Here is a 16505-nt window from a genome sequence, read left to right on the forward strand (position 1 = left end):
GGACAGAAACCTAACCGGCCGGGGCCCGCTCCGGCGAACCGGTCTCAGCGTCCGGGCCGCCCGTCGCCGCACCGGTCCCCACCCCGCTGCCGTACCCCGTCGCCGCACCGGTCCCCCGGCCTTCGCCGCGCCCCGCCGGGATACCGGCCGCCCCGCCCTTCCCGTACCCCGCCGCACGCGAGGGCCGTCCGGGTTCCCGCAGCCGCCGCGCCGCCAGCACCGCCACCCCGGCACCGCCCGCGAGCACCGCGCAGACCGGCCACAGCAGCGCCGGGGCGCTCGCGTACAGCGCCCCGCCCAGCGGTGGCGCCAGAACCTGACCGCTGATCGAAGCGCCCGCGTACAGGCTCTGGAACCGTCCCTGCGCGTGACCGGGCGCCTGATCGGCGACGTACGCCGTGGCGGGCGTCTTGTAGAGGATCTCCCCCAGGGTCAGCGACAGCATCATGGCGACGGCGAACACCGCTCCGGCCCCGGGGATCAGTACGGCGTATCCCAGCCCCACCAGCAGCAGGCCCACCCCGACGATGCCGAGCGGTGACCGCTTGCGCAGGGCGTGCGCGGCGGGCAGTTCGAGGCAGAGGATGACACCGCCGTTGATGGCGATGAGCCAGCCGTAGAACTGGGTGCCGAGGCCGTGGTCGGCGAGGAACACGGGCAGGGTGGAGTACTGCTGCCGGTAGACGAGGTCGACGCAGACGATCGCGGCGAGCAGCACCAGCACCGCCGGCCTGGCCCGCAGTTCGCGCCAGAGCCCCGGCGCGTGCGGGTCGCGCGCGGACCCGGTGTGCGCGATGCCGCGGGCCGGCAGGATCCTGGCGACGTACGCGGCGAAGAGCAGGGTGCCGAGCCCGTCGGCCAGGAAGAGCCAGTCGTACGAGAAGCGGGCGGCGATCAGCGCGCCGAGCGGCGGTCCCACGGCGAAGCCCCCGTTCGCCGCGAAGCGTGTGAGGGCGAAGCTCTGGCGTCGGCCGCCCTCGGGCACGGACACCGCGACGAGCGCGGAATTGGCCGCGCGGACGACGCCGGAGGCGTACTGGGCGAGCGGCAGCACCGCGTAGAGGGCGGCGATCGGCAGGGCGGGCAGGGTGACGAGTGCGGCACCGCTCGTACAGGCGCCGGTCAGGAGCATCCGGCGGTGCCCGTACCGGTCACCGAACCAGCCCCCGGTGAAGTTCCCGGCGACCAGCCCGACACCGCCGATGCCGCTGATCACTCCGGCCTGGGTGACGGACAGACCGCGCGGTCCCGTCAGATAGACGAAGAGATAGACGAACGTGAAGCTGACGACGCCGTTGAGAAATGCGCCCACAGCCAGCATCCGTACCGTTCTCGGCACTCCGCGCAGCATGCCCGTTCCACCCGCCCCCGATAAAGTTCCCTTTGGGAACTGACTATGGCAGCATGCTTTCGGCAGGTCAACCGCGTACAACTGACCGGGACCGACAGCCGAGGGAAACCACGAACGGAAGAGGGCGAGCCATGCCACAGCGCACCAGCCTGGCGGACGCCGACTGCTCGATCGCCCAGGCGCTGGACGTCGTCGGCGACTGGTGGACCCTGCTGATCGTGCGCGACACCGCACGCGGGGTGCACCGCTTCGACGCCCTCCAGCAGGAGCTGGGCGTCTCGCGCAAGGTGCTCACCGAACGGCTGCGCCTGCTGGTCGAGGCGGACGTGCTCGCGCGGGAGCCGTACCAGGACCGCCCCGTCCGGTACGAGTACCGCCTCACCCCGCGCGGCCGCGCCCTGCTGCCCGTACTGATCGCGCTCCAGGACTGGGGCGACGCCTGGGTGCTGGGGGAGGGGGAGACGATGGCGACGACGGCCGAGTCGTCGAAGGAGGCGGCACGGGTGCACGCCCTGGTGGGCACCCGGCTGCCGGAGCTGCTCGTGCCGGACCACGACGGCGCACCGCGCGACCCGGTCGCCGACGCCACCCCGTACACCGTCCTGTACTGCTTCCCCGGCGCCTACGCGCGCCAGGACGCCTACCCGCCGGGGTGGGGACAGATCCCCGGGGCGAGCGGCTGCACCCTTGAATCGTGCACCTACCGGGACCGGTGGGCGGAGTTCACGGAGGCCGGCGCGACCGTGCACGGGGTGTCCACCCAACGCCCGGACGAGCAGCGGGCGTTCGCCGACGCGGAGGGGCTGCGCTTCCCGCTGCTCTCCGACGCCGGACTGTCCCTGACGGCGGCCCTGCGACTGCCGACGTTCCGGGCGGCGGGCGTCAGCCGGCTCAAGCGGCTGACGCTGGTGGTGGACCGGGACCGGACGATCCACGAAGCGCTGTACCCGATCACGGACATCGAGGCGAGCGTACGCACGGCGCTGACCACGGTGCGCCGCCTGAGCGCGCCCGCCTGAGGCCCCCGCCCGTCCCGGCGCACCCCTGCCCGCACCGGGACGGACAGGGGCCCGGCAGTACGAGACCGTCGGCGCCGGAGGGACCCACCCGGCCGGCCGGCCGCCCACCTCGGCACCGGCCGCACCCGGTCAGGCACCGGCGACTCGGCCCAGCATCTCCCGGGCGTACGCCACGTCGTAGGAACCCCCGGTGAGCAGCACCTGGAGGCAGATCCCGTCCATCAGCGCGACGAGCGCCCGCGCGGTGGCCGGGTCGGTGCGCCGGGCCAGCAGTTCGACCACACCGTCGGTCCACTCGGCGGCGACGGGACGCAGCGCGGGACGGCGCAGGGCGGCGAGATACAGCTCGTACTCCAGCTCCGTCGCCCCGCACGCGCCCTCGAACCACTCCCCCAGCATCCTGCTCAGCTCGTCGGCCAGCTCGGCCCCGCCCCGCTGACCGGCGGGTGCGGCAAAGACGCTGCTCTCCCTCAGCGCCTGGGCGAAGCCCTCGTTGCACCGGCGCAGGGCGGCGATCAGCAGCTCGTCGAGCGAGCCGAAGTGATACGTCGTCGAGCCGAGCGGCACGTCCGCCTCGGCGGCGACGGAGCGATGGGTGAGCCCCGCGATGCCGTCGGCGCCCACCACGCGGATGGCCGCGTCGATGATGCGTTCGCGCCGCTCGGGGTCGTAACGCCGGGCCATCAGTGGGCTCCGCCCAGGTTGAGCACCACGACTCCGGCGATGATCAGGGCGATGCCCACCACCTTGAACAGGCTGCCGGACTCCCCCATGAAGATCACGCCGATCGCGGCGACGGCGGCGGTGCCCACTCCGGCCCAGATCGCGTAGGCCGTGCCCACCGACAGCGTCTTCAGCGTCTGCGCGAGCAGGGCGAAGGCGAGGACATACCCCACGAGGGTGATGAGCGAGGGCCAGAGCCTGGTGAATCCCTCGCTGTACTTCATGGCCGTCGTCGCGGCCACCTCGGCCGTGATGGCCGCTGCCAGCAGTCCGTATCCCATGTGTACAAGTGTACGCATCGTTGTGTACGGCTGTACACATGGCTGCCGCGCCCAGGGCGCTACGGTGTCCCGACCGACGACATGGCATATGACAGAGCACGGCCGGCACCGGCCGACGACACAACGGAGACGCAGTGACGCAGGACGCAGGGTGGGGCGGTGGCCCGAACGGGGGCGCGCCCTACGGCGGGGGCCCGCACGGCGGAGGCCCCTACGGAGGGGCTCCCCACGGAGGAGGCCCGTACGGCGGCGGGGGCTGGGACGGTGGGGGCTGGGGCAGCCCATGGGCCGCACCGCCGAAGCCGGGGGTCATACCCCTCGCCCCGATGAGGGTCTCCGACATACTCAGCGGCGCCTTCTCCACCATGGGCCGCTACTGGAAGCCCCTGTTCGGCATGGGGCTGGCCGTCTTCGCGGGGGCGACGCTGCTGATGGCCGTGGGGGCCCTCATCGCGTACTCCTCCGTCGCGGACCACTGGGACGCCGTCATGGTCGACGACCACGCGGGCTCGCCGGACTCGCAGGACTGGGTTCCGCTGGTGGCCGCTTTCGGCGTGCTGCTGGCCGTCGGCATCGCGGTGTACATCGTGGCCGCCGCGCTGATGCAGGCAGCGGTCCCGGCGATACTCCAGGAAGCCGTACTGGGACGGCCGATCACCTTCGGCGCGGCCTGGCGCCGCGCCTGGTCCCGGGTCGGGGCCATGATCGGCACGGTGTTCCTCACGGCGTTGATCGCCTTCGTGCCGGTCGTACTCGCCATGACCGCCTTCATCGGCGTGATGATCTACTTCATCTCGCTGGGCGACGCGGACGGCGTCCTGCCGATGATGTGGTTCGCCGTCGTCGGCACCCTGGCCCTCGCGCCGCTGGCGGTCTGGCTCTGGGTGAAGTTCTCGCTGGCTCCGACGATCGTGGTCTTCGAGAACCAGAGCCCGTTCGCGGCCCTGCGCCGCTCGGCCGGGCTGGTGCGCGGCGACTGGTGGCGCGTCCTGGGGATCTCGCTGCTCGGGTACGTGATGGCGTCGATGGCCGGCTCACTGCTCCAGATGCCGTTCTCGGTCCTGGGCTCGCTGCCGGGCATGACCGACACCTCGGACCTCGGCGCCGAACCGTCCGGCGTCGAGGTCCTGGCCGCCATGGGCGGCCTCTTCGTCGTCATGCTGATCAGCCAACTCATCAGCCAGCTGTTCTCGACCATCTTCCCGCCGCTGATCGTCGGCCTGCTCTACGTGGACCGGCGCATGCGTACGGAGAACCTGGGCCCGGTCCTGGCCGAGGCGTCCGTCGTACTGCCCGAGCAGTACGGTCCGCCCCCGGCCTCCGCGTAACGCCACCGCGCGCCCCGCGCCTCCGCCCGCACACAGCCCCGGCAGTCCCCCGCGACCGCCGGGGCTGTTGCCTGTCCGGGCCTATTCCGGCGCGGGCAGACGATCGAGCCGATCGCGCTGGGCCGGGGTCAGCCGGAGGCGTTCGGCGGCGAGGTTCTCCTCAAGGTGGTCGACGCGGGCCGTGCCCGGGATGGGGAGGATGACCGGCGAGTGACCCAGCAGCCAGGCGAGAGCGATCTGCGTGGGGGTGGCCTCGGCCTCGGCGGCCACGGCGGCGATCTCGGCCCGCGCCCCGGACTTCCCCCAGGCGACCGGGCGCCACGGCAGGAACGCGATGCCTGCCGCCTCACACGCCGCGAGCACGGGCTCGTGCTCGCGGTCGAGCAGGTTGTAGCGGTTCTGGACGCTCGCGATGTCGACGATCCCCCGAGCCCGGCCGAGCTCGTCGACGGTGACCTCGGACAGCCCGATCCGGCCGATCTTTCCCTCGGTACGCAGGTCGCGCAGGGTGCCGATCTGGTCGGCGAGCGGTGTCTCCGGATCGATACGGTGCAGTTGAAGCAGCTCGATCCGCTCGACGCGCAGTCGCCGCAACGCCTGTTCGACCTGATCACGCAGGACTGCGGGCCGTCCGTCCAGCTTCCACTCGTCCGAAGGGCTCGACCGGGCTACGCCGACCTTGGTGGTGATCAGCAGCCCGTCCGGGTAGGGGTACAGGGCCTCGGCCAGAAGTTCCTCGTTGGCTCCACCGCCGTACATATACGCGGTATCGATCAGCGTGACGCCCAGCCGGACAGCCCGCCGCACCACCGCGAAAGAGGTCTCCCTGGCCGCACCCGGCTCCGTGGGCAGTTGCATGGCCCCGAACCCGAGCCGCCGCACGTCCAGATCCCCGCCGATAGGAAACGACGTCACACGCCACCCTTCCCCTCGCTCAAGTGGCGACCCCAGCAGCGGAGTTGGCCACGGCATCGGACAGCCAGAAGCCCCATCATGCACCGCACGATGGGGCCTCGCCGAACCGGATAACGCTGGACCGGACGGATCAGACGGTGCCGAACTCTCCGGCCTTGACACCCGCCACGAAGGAAGCGAACGAGCCGACGGGGAAGCCCAGGACGGGGCCGGTCGGGCGCTTGGAGTCGCGGACAGGGACTGTGCCGCACGGGGCAACGAGGTTGGCGGCGACCTCGACGCAAGCGCCGCCGTTGCTGCTGTAGGAGGACTTGAACCAACGGGGGGATTCGGTCGTCACAGGGAGCCCTTTCGTAGCTGGTCGGACCGGGCGGTCAGACGGTGCCGAACTCTCCGGCCTTGACGCCCACCACGAAGGAAGCGAACGAGCCGACGGGGAAGCCCAGGACGGGGCCGGTCGGGCGCTTGGAGTCGCGGACAGGGACTGTGCCGCACGGGGCAACGAGGTTGGCGGCGACCTCGACGCAAGCGCCGCCGTTGTTGCTGTGCGAGGACGTGAACCAACGCGGAGATTCGGTCGTCACGGGGTGCCCTTTCGTAGCTGGCTGGACCGGACGGATCAGACGGTGCCGAACTCTCCGACCTTGACACCCGCCACGAAAGAGGCGAACGAGCCGACGGGGAAGTCCAGAACCGGGCCGCTCAGATCCTTGGAGTCACGTACGGGAACGATGCCGCGCGAGGCGACGAGGTTGGCGGCGACCTCGACGCACTGGCCACCGTTGCTGCTGTAGGAGGACTTGAACCAGCGGGGGGATTCGGCCGTCACAGGGAGTCCTTTCGTAGCTGGCCGGACCGGGCGGTCAGACGGTGCCGAACTCTCCGACCTTGACACCCGCCACGAAGGAGGCGAACGAGCCGACGGGAAAGCCCAGGACAGGGCCGGCCGGGCGCTTGGAGTCGCGGACAGGGACTGTACCGGTGGAGGACGTATTCGACGGGGCCCATTCGACGCATGTGCCACCGTTGTCGCTGTAGCTGGACTTGATCCAATGGAGGGATTCGTTCGTCACGGGAAGCCCTTTCGTAGCTGGTCGGACCGAGCGGTCAGACAGTGCCGAACTCTCCGGCCTTGACACCCGCCACGAAGGAGGCGAACGAGCCGACGGGAAAGCCCAGGACAGGGCCGCTCAGATCCTTGGAGTCACGTACGGGAACGATGCCGCGCGAGGCGACAAGATTGGCGGCAACCTCGACGCACTGGCCACCGTTGCCGCTGTAGGAGGACTTGAACCAACCGGGGGATTCGGTCACGGGGTGCCCTTTCGTACCTGCTCGATCATGGCCACGGATGCCGCTTGGGACAGGGCTTCGGCCTGAAGCTGATGGTAGGCCGTCAGCATGGGCAGTACGAAGCTGGTTTCGCGTTCCAAATGCCCCCGCTGCGAGGATTCGGCGTACGACACAAGCGAGCGGTCGGGAAGTGTCAGCACCGTGATGGGCAGGCTGAACGGCCGACGTGCTCCCATACGGAACGGAGCGATTTGAAGGAGGGTGTTCGGCCGCTCCGCGAACTCCAACAACTGGGCGAACTGAGCATCCATGACCGCAGGATCGCCCATCGGTCGATGGATGCACCCTTCGTCAAGTACCGCGAAGATCAGGGGTGATGGGGAACGGACAAGTGCGGCCTGTCGCTCTGCCACCAAAGTGACCCGCTCACTGGCTTGCTCGGCCGTGATTGCCTCCCTGCGTACCGCGTCCGCCTCCAACGTCGCCGCGTAATCCGGCGTCTGGAGCAGTCCAGGGATGACGCCGACTTCATAGAGTCTGATCTCTGCGGCGCGCACCTCTTGCCGCACGTACTCCGGGAACCCCTCCAGCAGGGCCGTGTTCTTCAGCGCACGGGTCTGGCGCTCGAACTTGTCTCCAGTGCGTAACGCGCTGTCAGCACTGCGCGCGAAGCGATTAGTTGGCGGGCGACGGCCAGTTTCGACGGCAGAAACATGCGACCCGGTAATGCCCATGCGCACGCCTAGCTCGTCTTGCGTCCACCCGCGCTCGTCCCGGGCCTGCCGTAAGCACTGGCCAAACGCCTGCATGGGCGACGTCTCCGGGTCGAGTGTCTTCCGGTTCACCATGCGAGTTTCCTCACTCATCAAGCAAATCAGTCCAGTTGAAGACATTCCGACTGTAGGTCACGCTGGTCCAGCTTGGTAGTGAAACGGCTACGGAGAGGAGCGGGGCCATGCCTGTCGAACCACAGGAAGCCCGCCGCGTACCGCCCCCCGGCACACTCATGGTGGACACCAGCCGCAAAGACCGTGTCGGGGAGTTCCGAGGCGTCGCCGGCCCGTACTGGGCGCTGCGCCCGGTCCGGGGCGGAGTCGAATGGGAAGCCGACCCCGAACACCTCCGCCCCGCGACCCGCATAGAGCGGCTGCGGGCCGAGACCGCACGGCGCAACGCCCGGAGTGAGGGGCGGCTGCTGTGACCGGGAGGACAGCCACGCACTACGCGGCCGAGGTCAGCGGCGGTGACGCGGTGAGGCGCGTCGAGCTCGGCGGGTTCGTCGCACCGTCCCGGCGGCTGGCGCTGCGCTGGCTCCGCGGCCGGGCGTTGTGGTTCGCCGAAGCGCTGGACCCGGCCGCCCACGCACCGTGGGTGCCGCCCGCCGCCCTGCACCCGGTGACACACGCCGGGCGGGACGCACCCGCCCACCTTCGCGCGTGGGCCGAGGACATCGGGCACCAGGACTACGCGCTGTGGCGACTCGCCGCGGGCTTCACGTTCGAGTTCATCGCCCGCGACGACGCCTGCTGGTACGGACTCGCCGCCCGACCCTGTCCCCTGCCGGGCACACCCCGAACCGGCATACCCCCGGTGCACACGTGACTCCGCCGACCCCCGCACACGAAAGAGAGCAGGAGCAGATGGGTCCCATGTTCGACCAGCGCAGCCGTACCCGCCGGACCAACGCGGACGTGAGAGCCGCGCAGGACCGGGTGTACGCCTCACGCGCGGCGCTGACCGCCACGTACCAGGAGGGGGCGGGGATGGCGGCTCTGGCCGTGGAGTACGGCGTCAGCCGCCCGTGGCTCCGTGAGCGCTTCGTGGAATGGGGCGTGCCGGTCCGGGGGCGCCGCACCGGGGTCGGGGGAAATGCGTGTTGACCCCGTTCGTCGCCTCGCGAAGTACCGATCAAGGCGTGTCGCATTCCGAACTGACCATTGGTGACGGTGCCAACGGCCCTCAGCTCGCGTACCGGAACATGCGCCCGGAGGACCGGGACAAACACGGCAACCTGTGGGTGCGGGTCCATGACCGGCCCGGCGGACGCGTCCTGTACGACTCCATGCATCCGCTCCGCCAACGCCTCTGCATGGAAGGCATGTTGTGCCAGATCTGCGCGGGCCCCGCGGACCGGAACAAGGACGGCTGGCTCTTCATCGACTGGCTGCGCGAGGACTCGCCGCCGACGTGGCCCGAACGGTCCGTGACCGCGATGCCACCGCTGTGCGCCGAGCACGCACGGGTATCGGTCGGACAGTGCCCGCACTTGCGCCGCGGTCGGTTCGCCGTGCTCCGCGTGCGCAAACCCCACCTCTACGGGGTGTCGGGGGGCCTCTACCGGCTCACCGCGAACGGGTGGGTCACCTCCGAACATGACCAGCTCTCCCCGTACAGCAAGCCCCGCTACCCCGGCATGCTCGCGACCCGTCTCCACCGGGAGCTGCGCGGTGTGACGGTCGTAGCGCTCCCTTGAACCGGCACACCCGACCGGCCGGAACACCCGACCGGCCGGCACACCTGGCCCGGCCGGGTGTGCGGGGCTCAGTCGGTCAGCGTCTTCTTCGGGCGCAGGACACAGAACTCGTTGCCCTCGGGGTCGAGCAGCGCCACCCAGGTGGCGTCCGGCCCCTGCCCGAAGTCCGTGCGCCGTGCGCCGAGCCCGATGATCCGCTCGACCTCGACGGCCTGGTCGTCGGGGGTGAGATCGATGTGCAGCCGGTTCTTGACGGTCTTCTTCTCCGGTACGGGGACGAAGCACATGCCCGGCAACGTCTCGGCATCCGCGCCGATGACGATTTCGTCCTCGTCCTCGAAGAGCACCTGCCAGTCCAGCACCTGGCACCAGAAGCGGGCGAGCAGGGGCAGGTCGTGGGAATCGACGACGTGGTGGTACAAGCGAACGGCCATGCCCCCAGTATCCCCTGGCGGGCATGGCCGTTCGCCGTATGTCTCAGACGTTGAAGCCCAGCGCGCGCAGCTGCTCGCGCCCGTCGTCCGTGATCTTGTCCGGGCCCCACGGCGGCATCCAGACCCAGTTGATCCGCAACTCGCTGACGATGCCGTCGGTGGCGGACTTCGCCTGGTCCTCGATGACATCGGTCAGCGGACAGGCCGCGGACGTCAGGGTCATGTCGAGGGTGGCGATGTTGGCGTCATCGACGTGGATGCCGTAGATCAGGCCCAGGTTGACGACGTCGATGCCCAGCTCGGGGTCGACCACGTCGTACAGCGCCTCGCGGACCTCCTCCTCGGAGGCCGGCTTGGTGGTGAGAGTCTCGTTGTCGCTCATGCCGTCTTCCCTTCGGACAGCGCCTTCGCCGTCGCGTCCTTCCACGCCATCCAGCTCAGCAGCGCGCACTTGACCCGGGCCGGATACTTGGAGACACCGGCGAACGCGACCGCGTCCTCCAGCACCTCCTCCATCTCGTCGTCCGGCTCCAGCTGGCCCTTGGACTGCATCAGCTCCAGGAACGCGTCCTGGATCTTCCGCGCCTGGGCGAGCTCCTTGCCGACCAGCAGCTCATTGAGAACCGAGGCGCTGGCCTGGCTGATGGAGCAGCCCTGTCCCTCGTAGCTCACGTCGACGATGGTCTCGCCGTCGTACTTCACCCGGAGTGTGATCTCGTCACCGCACGTCGGGTTGACGTGATGCACCTCGGCGTCGCCGTCCCGCAGGCCACGCCCGTGGGGGTGCTTGTAGTGGTCCAGGATCACTTCCTGGTACATGGATTCCAGCTTCACCAGTCAGCCCTCAGCCGAAGAAGTTCCGGACGTGCTCCAGACCGTCCACCAGGGCGTCGACCTCGGCGGGCGTGGAGTACAGATAGAACGACGCTCGCGTCGTCGCAGGAATTCCGTACCGCAGGCAGACCGGCCGCGCGCAGTGGTGGCCGACCCGGACGGCGATGCCCTGCTCGTCGAGGACCTGGCCCACGTCGTGCGGGTGGATGTCGCCGAGCGTGAAGGAGATCGTGGCGCCGCGGTCCTCGGCCGTCGCCGGGCCGATGATCTTGAGGTCCGGGACCTCCAGGAGGCGCTTCACCGCGTACTCGGTGATCGCGTGCTCGTGGCGGTAGATCTTCTCCATGCCGATCGCCGAGAGGTAGTCCACGGCCGCGCCGAGGCCGACGGCCTGGGCGATCGGGGGCGTACCCGCCTCGAACTTGTGCGGCGCGGGGGCGTACGTCGACGAGTGCATCGACACGGTCTCGATCATCTCGCCGCCGCCGAGGAACGGGGGCAGGTCCTCCAGGAGTTCCTGCCGTCCCCACAGCACGCCGATGCCGGTCGGGCCGACCATCTTGTGGCCGGTGAAGGCCACGAAGTCGGCCTGCAGCGCCTGGACGTCGAGCACCATGTGCGGTGCCGCCTGCGAGGCGTCGATGCAGACCAGCGCGCCGACCTGCTGGGCACGGCGGATGATCTTCTCGACCGGGTTGATCGTGCCCATGATGTTCGAGACCAGCGTGAAGGAGACGATCTTCGTCTTCTCCGTGATGATCTCGTCGATGTTGGACAGGTCGAGACGGCCGTCGTCCGTGATGCCGAACCACTTCAGCTTCGCACCGGTGCGCTGCGAGAGCAGCTGCCACGGCACGATGTTGGAGTGGTGCTCCATCTCGGTGGTGACGATCTCGGTGTCGCGGTCGACCCGATAGGGCTCATCCGCCCAGCCCAGCATGTTGGCCACGAGGTTGAGCGACTCCGAGGCGTTCTTGGTGAAGATCACCTCGTTGCGGCTGGGCGCGTTGATGAAGGCGGCGACCTTGTCGCGGGCGCCCTCGTACAGCGCGGTGGCCTCCTCCGCGATGGTGTAGACACCGCGGTGGACGTTGGCGTTGTGCCGCTCGTAGTACTCGTTGAGCGCGTCGAGCACCTGGCGCGGCTTCTGCGAGGTCGCCGCGCTGTCCAGGTACACGATCTTCTTGCCGTCGTGGACCGTGCGGTCCAGGATGGGGAAGTCCTTGCGGATCGCCTCGGTGTCGAGGAGGCCGGTGAGCCCCTGTCGGGCGTCAGTCACGCGGAAGCGCCACCCTTCACGTATGCCTCGTAGCCCTCGTTCTCCAGCTTGTCGGCGAGTTCGGCGCCGCCGGACTCGGCGATGCGGCCGTTGGCGAAGACATGCACGAAGTCGGGCTTGATGTAGCGGAGGATCCGCGTGTAGTGCGTGATCAGCAGGGTGCCGACCTCGCCGCCCTCGCGGACCCGGTTGACGCCTTCGGAGACGGTCTTCAGCGCGTCGACGTCCAGGCCGGAGTCGGTCTCGTCGAGGATCGCGATCTTCGGCTTGAGGAGCTCCAGCTGAAGGATCTCGTGGCGCTTCTTCTCGCCGCCGGAGAAGCCCTCGTTGACGTTGCGCTCGGCGAAGGCCGGGTCCATCTGGAGGCCGGCCATCGTCTCCTTGACCTCCTTGACCCACGTACGCAGCTTGGGTGCCTCGCCGCGGACGGCGGTGGCGGAGGTGCGCAGGAAGTTGGAGACCGAGACACCGGGGATCTCGACCGGGTACTGCATGGCGAGGAACAGGCCGGCGCGGGCGCGCTCGTCGACGGACATCTCCAGGACGTCCTCGCCGTCGAGGGTGACCGTGCCCTGCGTGATCGTGTACTTGGGGTGACCCGCCAGCGAGTACGCGAGGGTGGACTTGCCGGACCCGTTGGGGCCCATGATGGCGTGGGTCTCGCCCTGCTTCACGGTCAGGTCGACGCCCTTGAGGATCTCCTTCGTGGCGTTGTCGGCCTCGACGGTGACGTGCAGGTCGCGGATTTCAAGCGTTGCCATGGGTGACTCAGGACTCCTGGGTGACGGAGACGAGCACATCGTCCCCTTCGATCTTTACGGGGTATACGGGGACGGGGCGCGTCGCGGGAAGGCCGGACGGCTTACCGGTGCGGAGGTCGAAGCTCGATCCGTGCAGCCAGCACTCGATCATGCAGTCCTCCACCTCGCCCTCCGACAGCGAGACGTTCGCGTGCGAGCAGATGTCGTTGATCGCGAACACCTCGCCCTCGGTACGGACGACGGAGACGGGTGTGCCGTCGAGCTCCACCCGCTTGGGGGTGTCGTCCTCCAGCTCACTCAGCGCACAGGCTTTGACGAAGGCCATCAGACGGACGCCTTCAGCTCGGTCTCGATCTTGTCGAGGAGACGCGCTTCGACGTCCGGCAGGCCGATCTGCTGGACCAGTTCGGCGAAGAAGCCGCGCACGACGAGCCGGCGGGCCTCCTCGGCGGGGATACCGCGCGACTGGAGGTAGAAGAGCTGCTCGTCGTCGAAGCGGCCGGTCGCCGAGGCGTGGCCGGCGCCGACGATCTCGCCGGTCTCGATCTCCAGGTTCGGTACGGAGTCGACCCGGGCGCCGTCCGTGAGGACGAGGTTCCGGTTCATCTCGTAGGTGTCGGTGCCCTCGGCCTTCGCCTGGATGAGGACGTCACCGATCCACACGGCGTGTGCGCCGTCGCCCTGGAGCGCGCCCTTGTACACCGCGTTGGACTTGCAGTGCGGGGTGTTGTGGTCGACCAGGAGGCGGTGCTCCTGGTGCTGGCCCTTGTCGGTGAAGTACAGGCCGAACAGCTCGGCCTCGCCGCCGGTGCCCGCGTAGGCGATCCGCGGGTGCAGGCGCACCAGGTCTCCGCCGAAGGTGACGACGATCGACTTGAACGAGGCGTCCCGGCCGATCAGCGCGTTGTGCTGGCCGACGTGGACCGCGGTGTCGTCCCAGTCCTGGACGGAGACGACGGTCAGCTTCGCACCGTCGCCGACGACGTAGTCGACGTTGGCGGCGAGGACCGCGTCACCGGTGTGGTCGATGACGACGACCGCTTCGGCGAAGGCACCCAGCTCGATGACCTGGTGGCCGTACGCCACGCCGCCCTCGCCGTGCACCGCGATGCGGATCGGCTCGGTGAGCACGGCCTCCTTGGCGACCGTGACGACCGAGGCCTGCTCGAAGGCCGAGTACGCCTGGGCGGCGACCCGGTCCACCGGCGTACCGGCCTTGCCGAGCCGTGCGTCGTCGCGGCCGACGGTCTCGACGGTGACGCCCTCGGGCGCCTCGATCGCGACCTTGACGCCGCCGCCGGTGGCGACGGCGGTGCCGTCGTGCAGCCCGCGCAGCCGCTCCAGCGGCGTGAACCGCCACTCCTCCTCGCGGCCGTGCGGGACCGGGAAGTCCGCGACGTCGAAGGACGGGGGCGCGCTCATGCGCGTGGCGACGGTCGACTCGGCGGCCACCGCGATGGACCCGGCGGTCGTGGAGCCCGCCGGAATGTTCTGAGCCTCAGCCATGGCTGTCGTAGTGCTCGCTTTCTCAGTCAAGAACTCGGGGGATTCGTGCGGTGGTACGGCGCTCGGCCGTACTAGCCGACCGAACCCTCCATCTGCAGCTCGATCAGCCGGTTGAGCTCCAGGGCGTACTCCATGGGCAGCTCCTTGGCGATCGGCTCGACGAAGCCGCGCACGATCATCGCCATGGCCTCGAACTCGGTGAGTCCGCGGCTCATGAGGTAGAAGAGCTGGTCCTCGGAGACCTTGGAGACGGTCGCCTCGTGGCCCATCGACACGTCGTCCTCGCGGACGTCGACGTAGGGGTAGGTGTCGGAGCGCGAGATCGTGTCGACCAGCAGCGCGTCACAGAGCACGTTGGACTTCGCGCCCGGCGCGCCCTCGCCGATCTCGATCAGACCGCGGTAGGAGGTCCGGCCGCCGCCTCGCGCCACCGACTTGGAGACGATGTTGGAGGAGGTGTTCGGAGCCATGTGCACCATCTTGGCGCCGGCGTCCTGGTGCTGGCCCTCGCCCGCGAAGGCGATGGAGAGGGTCTCGCCCTTGGCGTGCTCGCCCATCAGGTAGACGGCCGGGTACTTCATGGTGACCTTGGAGCCGATGTTGCCGTCGACCCACTCCATGGTCGCGCCCTCGTACGCCACGGCACGCTTGGTGACGAGGTTGTACACGTTGTTCGACCAGTTCTGGATGGTCGTGTAGCGGCAGCGGCCGCCCTTCTTCACGATGATCTCGACCACGGCGCTGTGCAGCGAGTCCGAGGAGTAGATCGGCGCGGTGCAGCCCTCGACGTAGTGGACGTAGGCGTCCTCGTCGACGATGATCAGCGTCCGCTCGAACTGGCCCATGTTCTCCGTGTTGATACGGAAGTAGGCCTGGAGCGGGATCTCGACGTGGACACCCTTGGGCACGTAGATGAACGAGCCACCGGACCACACGGCCGAGTTCAGCGAGGCGAACTTGTTGTCACCGACGGGGATGACGGTGCCGAAGTACTCCTTGAAGAGCTCCGGGTGCTCCTTCAGCGCCGTGTCGGTGTCCATGAAGATGACACCCTGCGCCTCCAGCTCCTCGTTGATCTGGTGGTAGACCACCTCGGACTCGTACTGGGCTGCGACACCGGCGACGAGGCGCTGCTTCTCCGCCTCGGGGATGCCGAGCTTGTCGTACGTGTTCTTGATGTCCTCGGGCAGGTCCTCCCAGGACTCCGCCTGCTTCTCGGTGGACCGCACGAAGTACTTGATGTTGTCGAAGTCGATGCCCGACAGGTCGGAGCCCCAGTTCGGCATGGGCTTCTTGCCGAAGAGCTTCAGGCCCTTGAGCCGGAGCTTCAGCATCCACTCGGGCTCGTTCTTCTTGTCCGAGATGTCGCGGACGACAGCCTCGGAGAGGCCGCGCTTCGCCGCCGCGCCTGCCGCGTCGGAGTCGGCCCAGCCGAATTCATACGTGCCCAGACCCTCGAGCTCAGGGTGGGCAGTCTCCGTAGGGAGCGTCATGCGGGGTTCCTCCCGGCCGTACTTGCGGATGCTGATGGGGTGGTCTGTGGTGGTGGTGCGTGACCGCTGCGCGGCACGAACGTCGTACACACTCCGTCGCCGTGGGCGAGGGTGGCCAGACGCTGCACGTGGGTTCCCAGGAGGCTGGAGAAGAATTCCGTCTCCGCCTCGCACAGCTGCGGGAACTGTTCGGCGACATGCGCGACCGGGCAGTGGTGCTGGCACAGCTGCTCGCCCTGCTGGGGGCCCGGCGCGCTTCGCGCCATAGCAGCGTACCCGTCGGCCGACAAGGCCTTGGCCAACGCCTCGGCGCGGTCCTCGGGGGCCGCGGCCTCGACCGCCGCACGGTACCCCTCGGCCTGGACGGCCATCCGGGCACGGGCGAAAGCCAGCACCGCGTCGTCGCCCGAGGTCTCGGCGATCCAGCGCAGCGCGTCCGCGGCGAGCTTGTCGTAGGACTGGTCGAAAGCGTCCCGGCCGCAGTCCGTCAGGGCGAACACCTTGGCGGGACGGCCGCGGGTCCGTGCCCCGTACACCCGCTGTTCGCGGGCTTCGACGACATCGTCGGAGACGAGGGCGTCGAGGTGGCGGCGGACGGCGGCCTGGGTGAGGCCGACGCGCTTGGCCAGATCGGCGGCGGTGGACGGGCCGTGGTCCAGGATGGAGCGCGCGACCCGGTTGCGCGTCGAGCGCTCACCGGTCGCGAGTTCCTCCTGCGGAGCCTCGCCAACGTATTTCACAACGCCATTGTTGCGTAATTCATCCGGCCCTGACAACCACGGTCCGGAATGATCAACGGTGCGATTCGTCACTTA

25 protein-coding genes are annotated in these 16505 nt (G+C 69.1%); 6 read left to right on the plus strand and 19 right to left on the minus strand.

All coding sequences use genetic code 11. The features are described 5' to 3' along the window. Window positions 1-10: 10 nt before the first annotated feature. The gene (locus OG251_RS09005) at window positions 11-1321 is read right to left on the minus strand and encodes an MFS transporter (RefSeq protein WP_326681195.1); all 1311 of its coding nucleotides are present in this window, start codon (window positions 1319-1321) and stop codon (window positions 11-13) included. 161 nt (window positions 1322-1482) lie between these two features. On the opposite strand from OG251_RS09005, the gene OG251_RS09010 reads away from it, so the two are divergent. Next, entirely contained in the window at window positions 1483-2370 is an 888-nt protein-coding gene (locus OG251_RS09010; RefSeq protein WP_326676667.1) for a winged helix-turn-helix transcriptional regulator, read from the plus strand. Between the two features lie 129 nt (window positions 2371-2499). On the opposite strand, the gene OG251_RS09015 is transcribed toward OG251_RS09010, so the two are convergent. Further along, window positions 2500-3054: a TetR/AcrR family transcriptional regulator gene (locus tag OG251_RS09015; protein WP_326676668.1), complete on the minus strand. Its 555-nt coding sequence runs from the start codon at window positions 3052-3054 to the stop codon at window positions 2500-2502. Continuing rightward, window positions 3054-3374, minus strand: coding sequence for a DMT family transporter (locus OG251_RS09020; RefSeq protein ID WP_326676669.1), 321 nt, complete (start codon window positions 3372-3374; stop codon window positions 3054-3056). Before OG251_RS09020 ends, OG251_RS09015 begins: the two co-directional genes overlap by 1 nt. A gap of 326 nt (window positions 3375-3700) precedes the next feature. Between OG251_RS09020 and OG251_RS09025 the strand changes: the two genes are divergently transcribed. Next, window positions 3701-4702 carry a DUF7847 domain-containing protein gene (locus tag OG251_RS09025; protein ID WP_326676670.1) on the plus strand — a complete coding sequence of 334 codons (1002 nt, stop codon included), beginning with the start codon at window positions 3701-3703 and terminating at the stop codon, window positions 4700-4702. An 81-nt stretch (window positions 4703-4783) separates the two neighbouring features. Here OG251_RS09025 and OG251_RS09030 read toward each other — a convergent pair whose 3' ends face one another. From OG251_RS09030 to OG251_RS09060, 7 genes are all read right to left on the minus strand, one after another. Then, a complete protein-coding gene (locus OG251_RS09030; protein ID WP_442818317.1) occupies window positions 4784-5674 on the minus strand; it encodes an aldo/keto reductase in 891 nt (296 codons plus the stop codon). A 73-nt stretch (window positions 5675-5747) separates the two neighbouring features. Beyond that, window positions 5748-5957 (minus strand): DUF397 domain-containing protein, encoded by a 210-nt coding sequence (locus OG251_RS09035; RefSeq protein ID WP_326676672.1) that lies wholly within the window; start codon window positions 5955-5957, stop codon window positions 5748-5750. Between the two features lie 34 nt (window positions 5958-5991). Then, on the minus strand, window positions 5992-6201 hold the full coding sequence (locus OG251_RS09040; protein ID WP_326676673.1) for a DUF397 domain-containing protein: 210 nt from the start codon (window positions 6199-6201) through the stop codon (window positions 5992-5994). Window positions 6202-6236: 35 nt separating this feature from the next. Continuing rightward, entirely contained in the window at window positions 6237-6446 is a 210-nt protein-coding gene (locus tag OG251_RS09045; RefSeq protein ID WP_326676674.1) for a DUF397 domain-containing protein, read from the minus strand. Between the two features lie 34 nt (window positions 6447-6480). Continuing rightward, window positions 6481-6690, minus strand: coding sequence for a DUF397 domain-containing protein (locus OG251_RS09050; RefSeq protein ID WP_326676675.1), 210 nt, complete (start codon window positions 6688-6690; stop codon window positions 6481-6483). 34 nt (window positions 6691-6724) lie between these two features. Further along, complete coding sequence (locus tag OG251_RS09055) at window positions 6725-6931, minus strand: DUF397 domain-containing protein (protein WP_326676676.1); 207 nt, start codon at window positions 6929-6931, stop codon at window positions 6725-6727. After that, complete coding sequence (locus OG251_RS09060) at window positions 6928-7758, minus strand: helix-turn-helix domain-containing protein (RefSeq protein ID WP_326676677.1); 831 nt, start codon at window positions 7756-7758, stop codon at window positions 6928-6930. The genes OG251_RS09055 and OG251_RS09060 overlap by 4 nt, the downstream gene beginning before the upstream one ends. 107 nt (window positions 7759-7865) lie before the next feature. On the opposite strand from OG251_RS09060, the gene OG251_RS09065 reads away from it, so the two are divergent. From OG251_RS09065 to OG251_RS09080, 4 genes are read left to right on the plus strand one after another with little or no spacing between them, the layout of a single operon-like run. Continuing rightward, complete coding sequence (locus OG251_RS09065) at window positions 7866-8111, plus strand: hypothetical protein (RefSeq protein ID WP_326676678.1); 246 nt, start codon at window positions 7866-7868, stop codon at window positions 8109-8111. Then, a complete protein-coding gene (locus tag OG251_RS09070; protein ID WP_326676679.1) occupies window positions 8108-8512 on the plus strand; it encodes a hypothetical protein in 405 nt (134 codons plus the stop codon). The genes OG251_RS09065 and OG251_RS09070 overlap by 4 nt, the downstream gene beginning before the upstream one ends. 47 nt (window positions 8513-8559) lie before the next feature. Beyond that, the gene (locus OG251_RS09075) at window positions 8560-8790 is read left to right on the plus strand and encodes a hypothetical protein (protein ID WP_326676680.1); all 231 of its coding nucleotides are present in this window, start codon (window positions 8560-8562) and stop codon (window positions 8788-8790) included. Window positions 8791-8825: 35 nt separating this feature from the next. Continuing rightward, window positions 8826-9383, plus strand: coding sequence for a hypothetical protein (locus tag OG251_RS09080; RefSeq protein ID WP_326676681.1), 558 nt, complete (start codon window positions 8826-8828; stop codon window positions 9381-9383). A gap of 68 nt (window positions 9384-9451) precedes the next feature. Here OG251_RS09080 and OG251_RS09085 read toward each other — a convergent pair whose 3' ends face one another. The 9 genes from OG251_RS09085 to OG251_RS09125 all read right to left on the minus strand — a co-directional run bounded on the left by OG251_RS09085 (window position 9452) and on the right by OG251_RS09125 (window position 16430). Beyond that, entirely contained in the window at window positions 9452-9817 is a 366-nt protein-coding gene (locus OG251_RS09085; protein WP_326676682.1) for a VOC family protein, read from the minus strand. Window positions 9818-9860: 43 nt separating this feature from the next. Next, window positions 9861-10199 carry a metal-sulfur cluster assembly factor gene (locus OG251_RS09090; RefSeq protein ID WP_073720270.1) on the minus strand — a complete coding sequence of 113 codons (339 nt, stop codon included), beginning with the start codon at window positions 10197-10199 and terminating at the stop codon, window positions 9861-9863. Then, on the minus strand, window positions 10196-10651 hold the full coding sequence (gene sufU, locus OG251_RS09095; RefSeq protein ID WP_073720271.1) for a Fe-S cluster assembly sulfur transfer protein SufU: 456 nt from the start codon (window positions 10649-10651) through the stop codon (window positions 10196-10198). Before sufU ends, OG251_RS09090 begins: the two co-directional genes overlap by 4 nt. 10 nt (window positions 10652-10661) lie before the next feature. Then, window positions 10662-11930 (minus strand): cysteine desulfurase, encoded by a 1269-nt coding sequence (locus tag OG251_RS09100; protein WP_266808237.1) that lies wholly within the window; start codon window positions 11928-11930, stop codon window positions 10662-10664. After that, entirely contained in the window at window positions 11927-12691 is a 765-nt protein-coding gene (sufC, locus tag OG251_RS09105; RefSeq protein WP_266808236.1) for a Fe-S cluster assembly ATPase SufC, read from the minus strand. Before sufC ends, OG251_RS09100 begins: the two co-directional genes overlap by 4 nt. Window positions 12692-12698: 7 nt before the next feature. Next, on the minus strand, window positions 12699-13016 hold the full coding sequence (locus OG251_RS09110; protein ID WP_073720274.1) for a bifunctional 3-phenylpropionate/cinnamic acid dioxygenase ferredoxin subunit: 318 nt from the start codon (window positions 13014-13016) through the stop codon (window positions 12699-12701). After that, window positions 13016-14197 carry a Fe-S cluster assembly protein SufD gene (sufD, locus tag OG251_RS09115; protein WP_326676683.1) on the minus strand — a complete coding sequence of 394 codons (1182 nt, stop codon included), beginning with the start codon at window positions 14195-14197 and terminating at the stop codon, window positions 13016-13018. The genes OG251_RS09110 and sufD overlap by 1 nt, the downstream gene beginning before the upstream one ends. 71 nt (window positions 14198-14268) lie before the next feature. Further along, entirely contained in the window at window positions 14269-15690 is a 1422-nt protein-coding gene (gene sufB / locus OG251_RS09120) for a Fe-S cluster assembly protein SufB (protein ID WP_326676684.1), read from the minus strand. Beyond that, complete coding sequence (locus OG251_RS09125; RefSeq protein WP_326676685.1) at window positions 15687-16430, minus strand: helix-turn-helix transcriptional regulator; 744 nt, start codon at window positions 16428-16430, stop codon at window positions 15687-15689. Before OG251_RS09125 ends, sufB begins: the two co-directional genes overlap by 4 nt. Window positions 16431-16505 lie beyond the last annotated feature (75 nt).

It is taken from the genome of Streptomyces sp. NBC_01237, from assembly GCF_035917275.1.
In the GTDB taxonomy this organism is placed as follows: domain Bacteria; phylum Actinomycetota; class Actinomycetes; order Streptomycetales; family Streptomycetaceae; genus Streptomyces.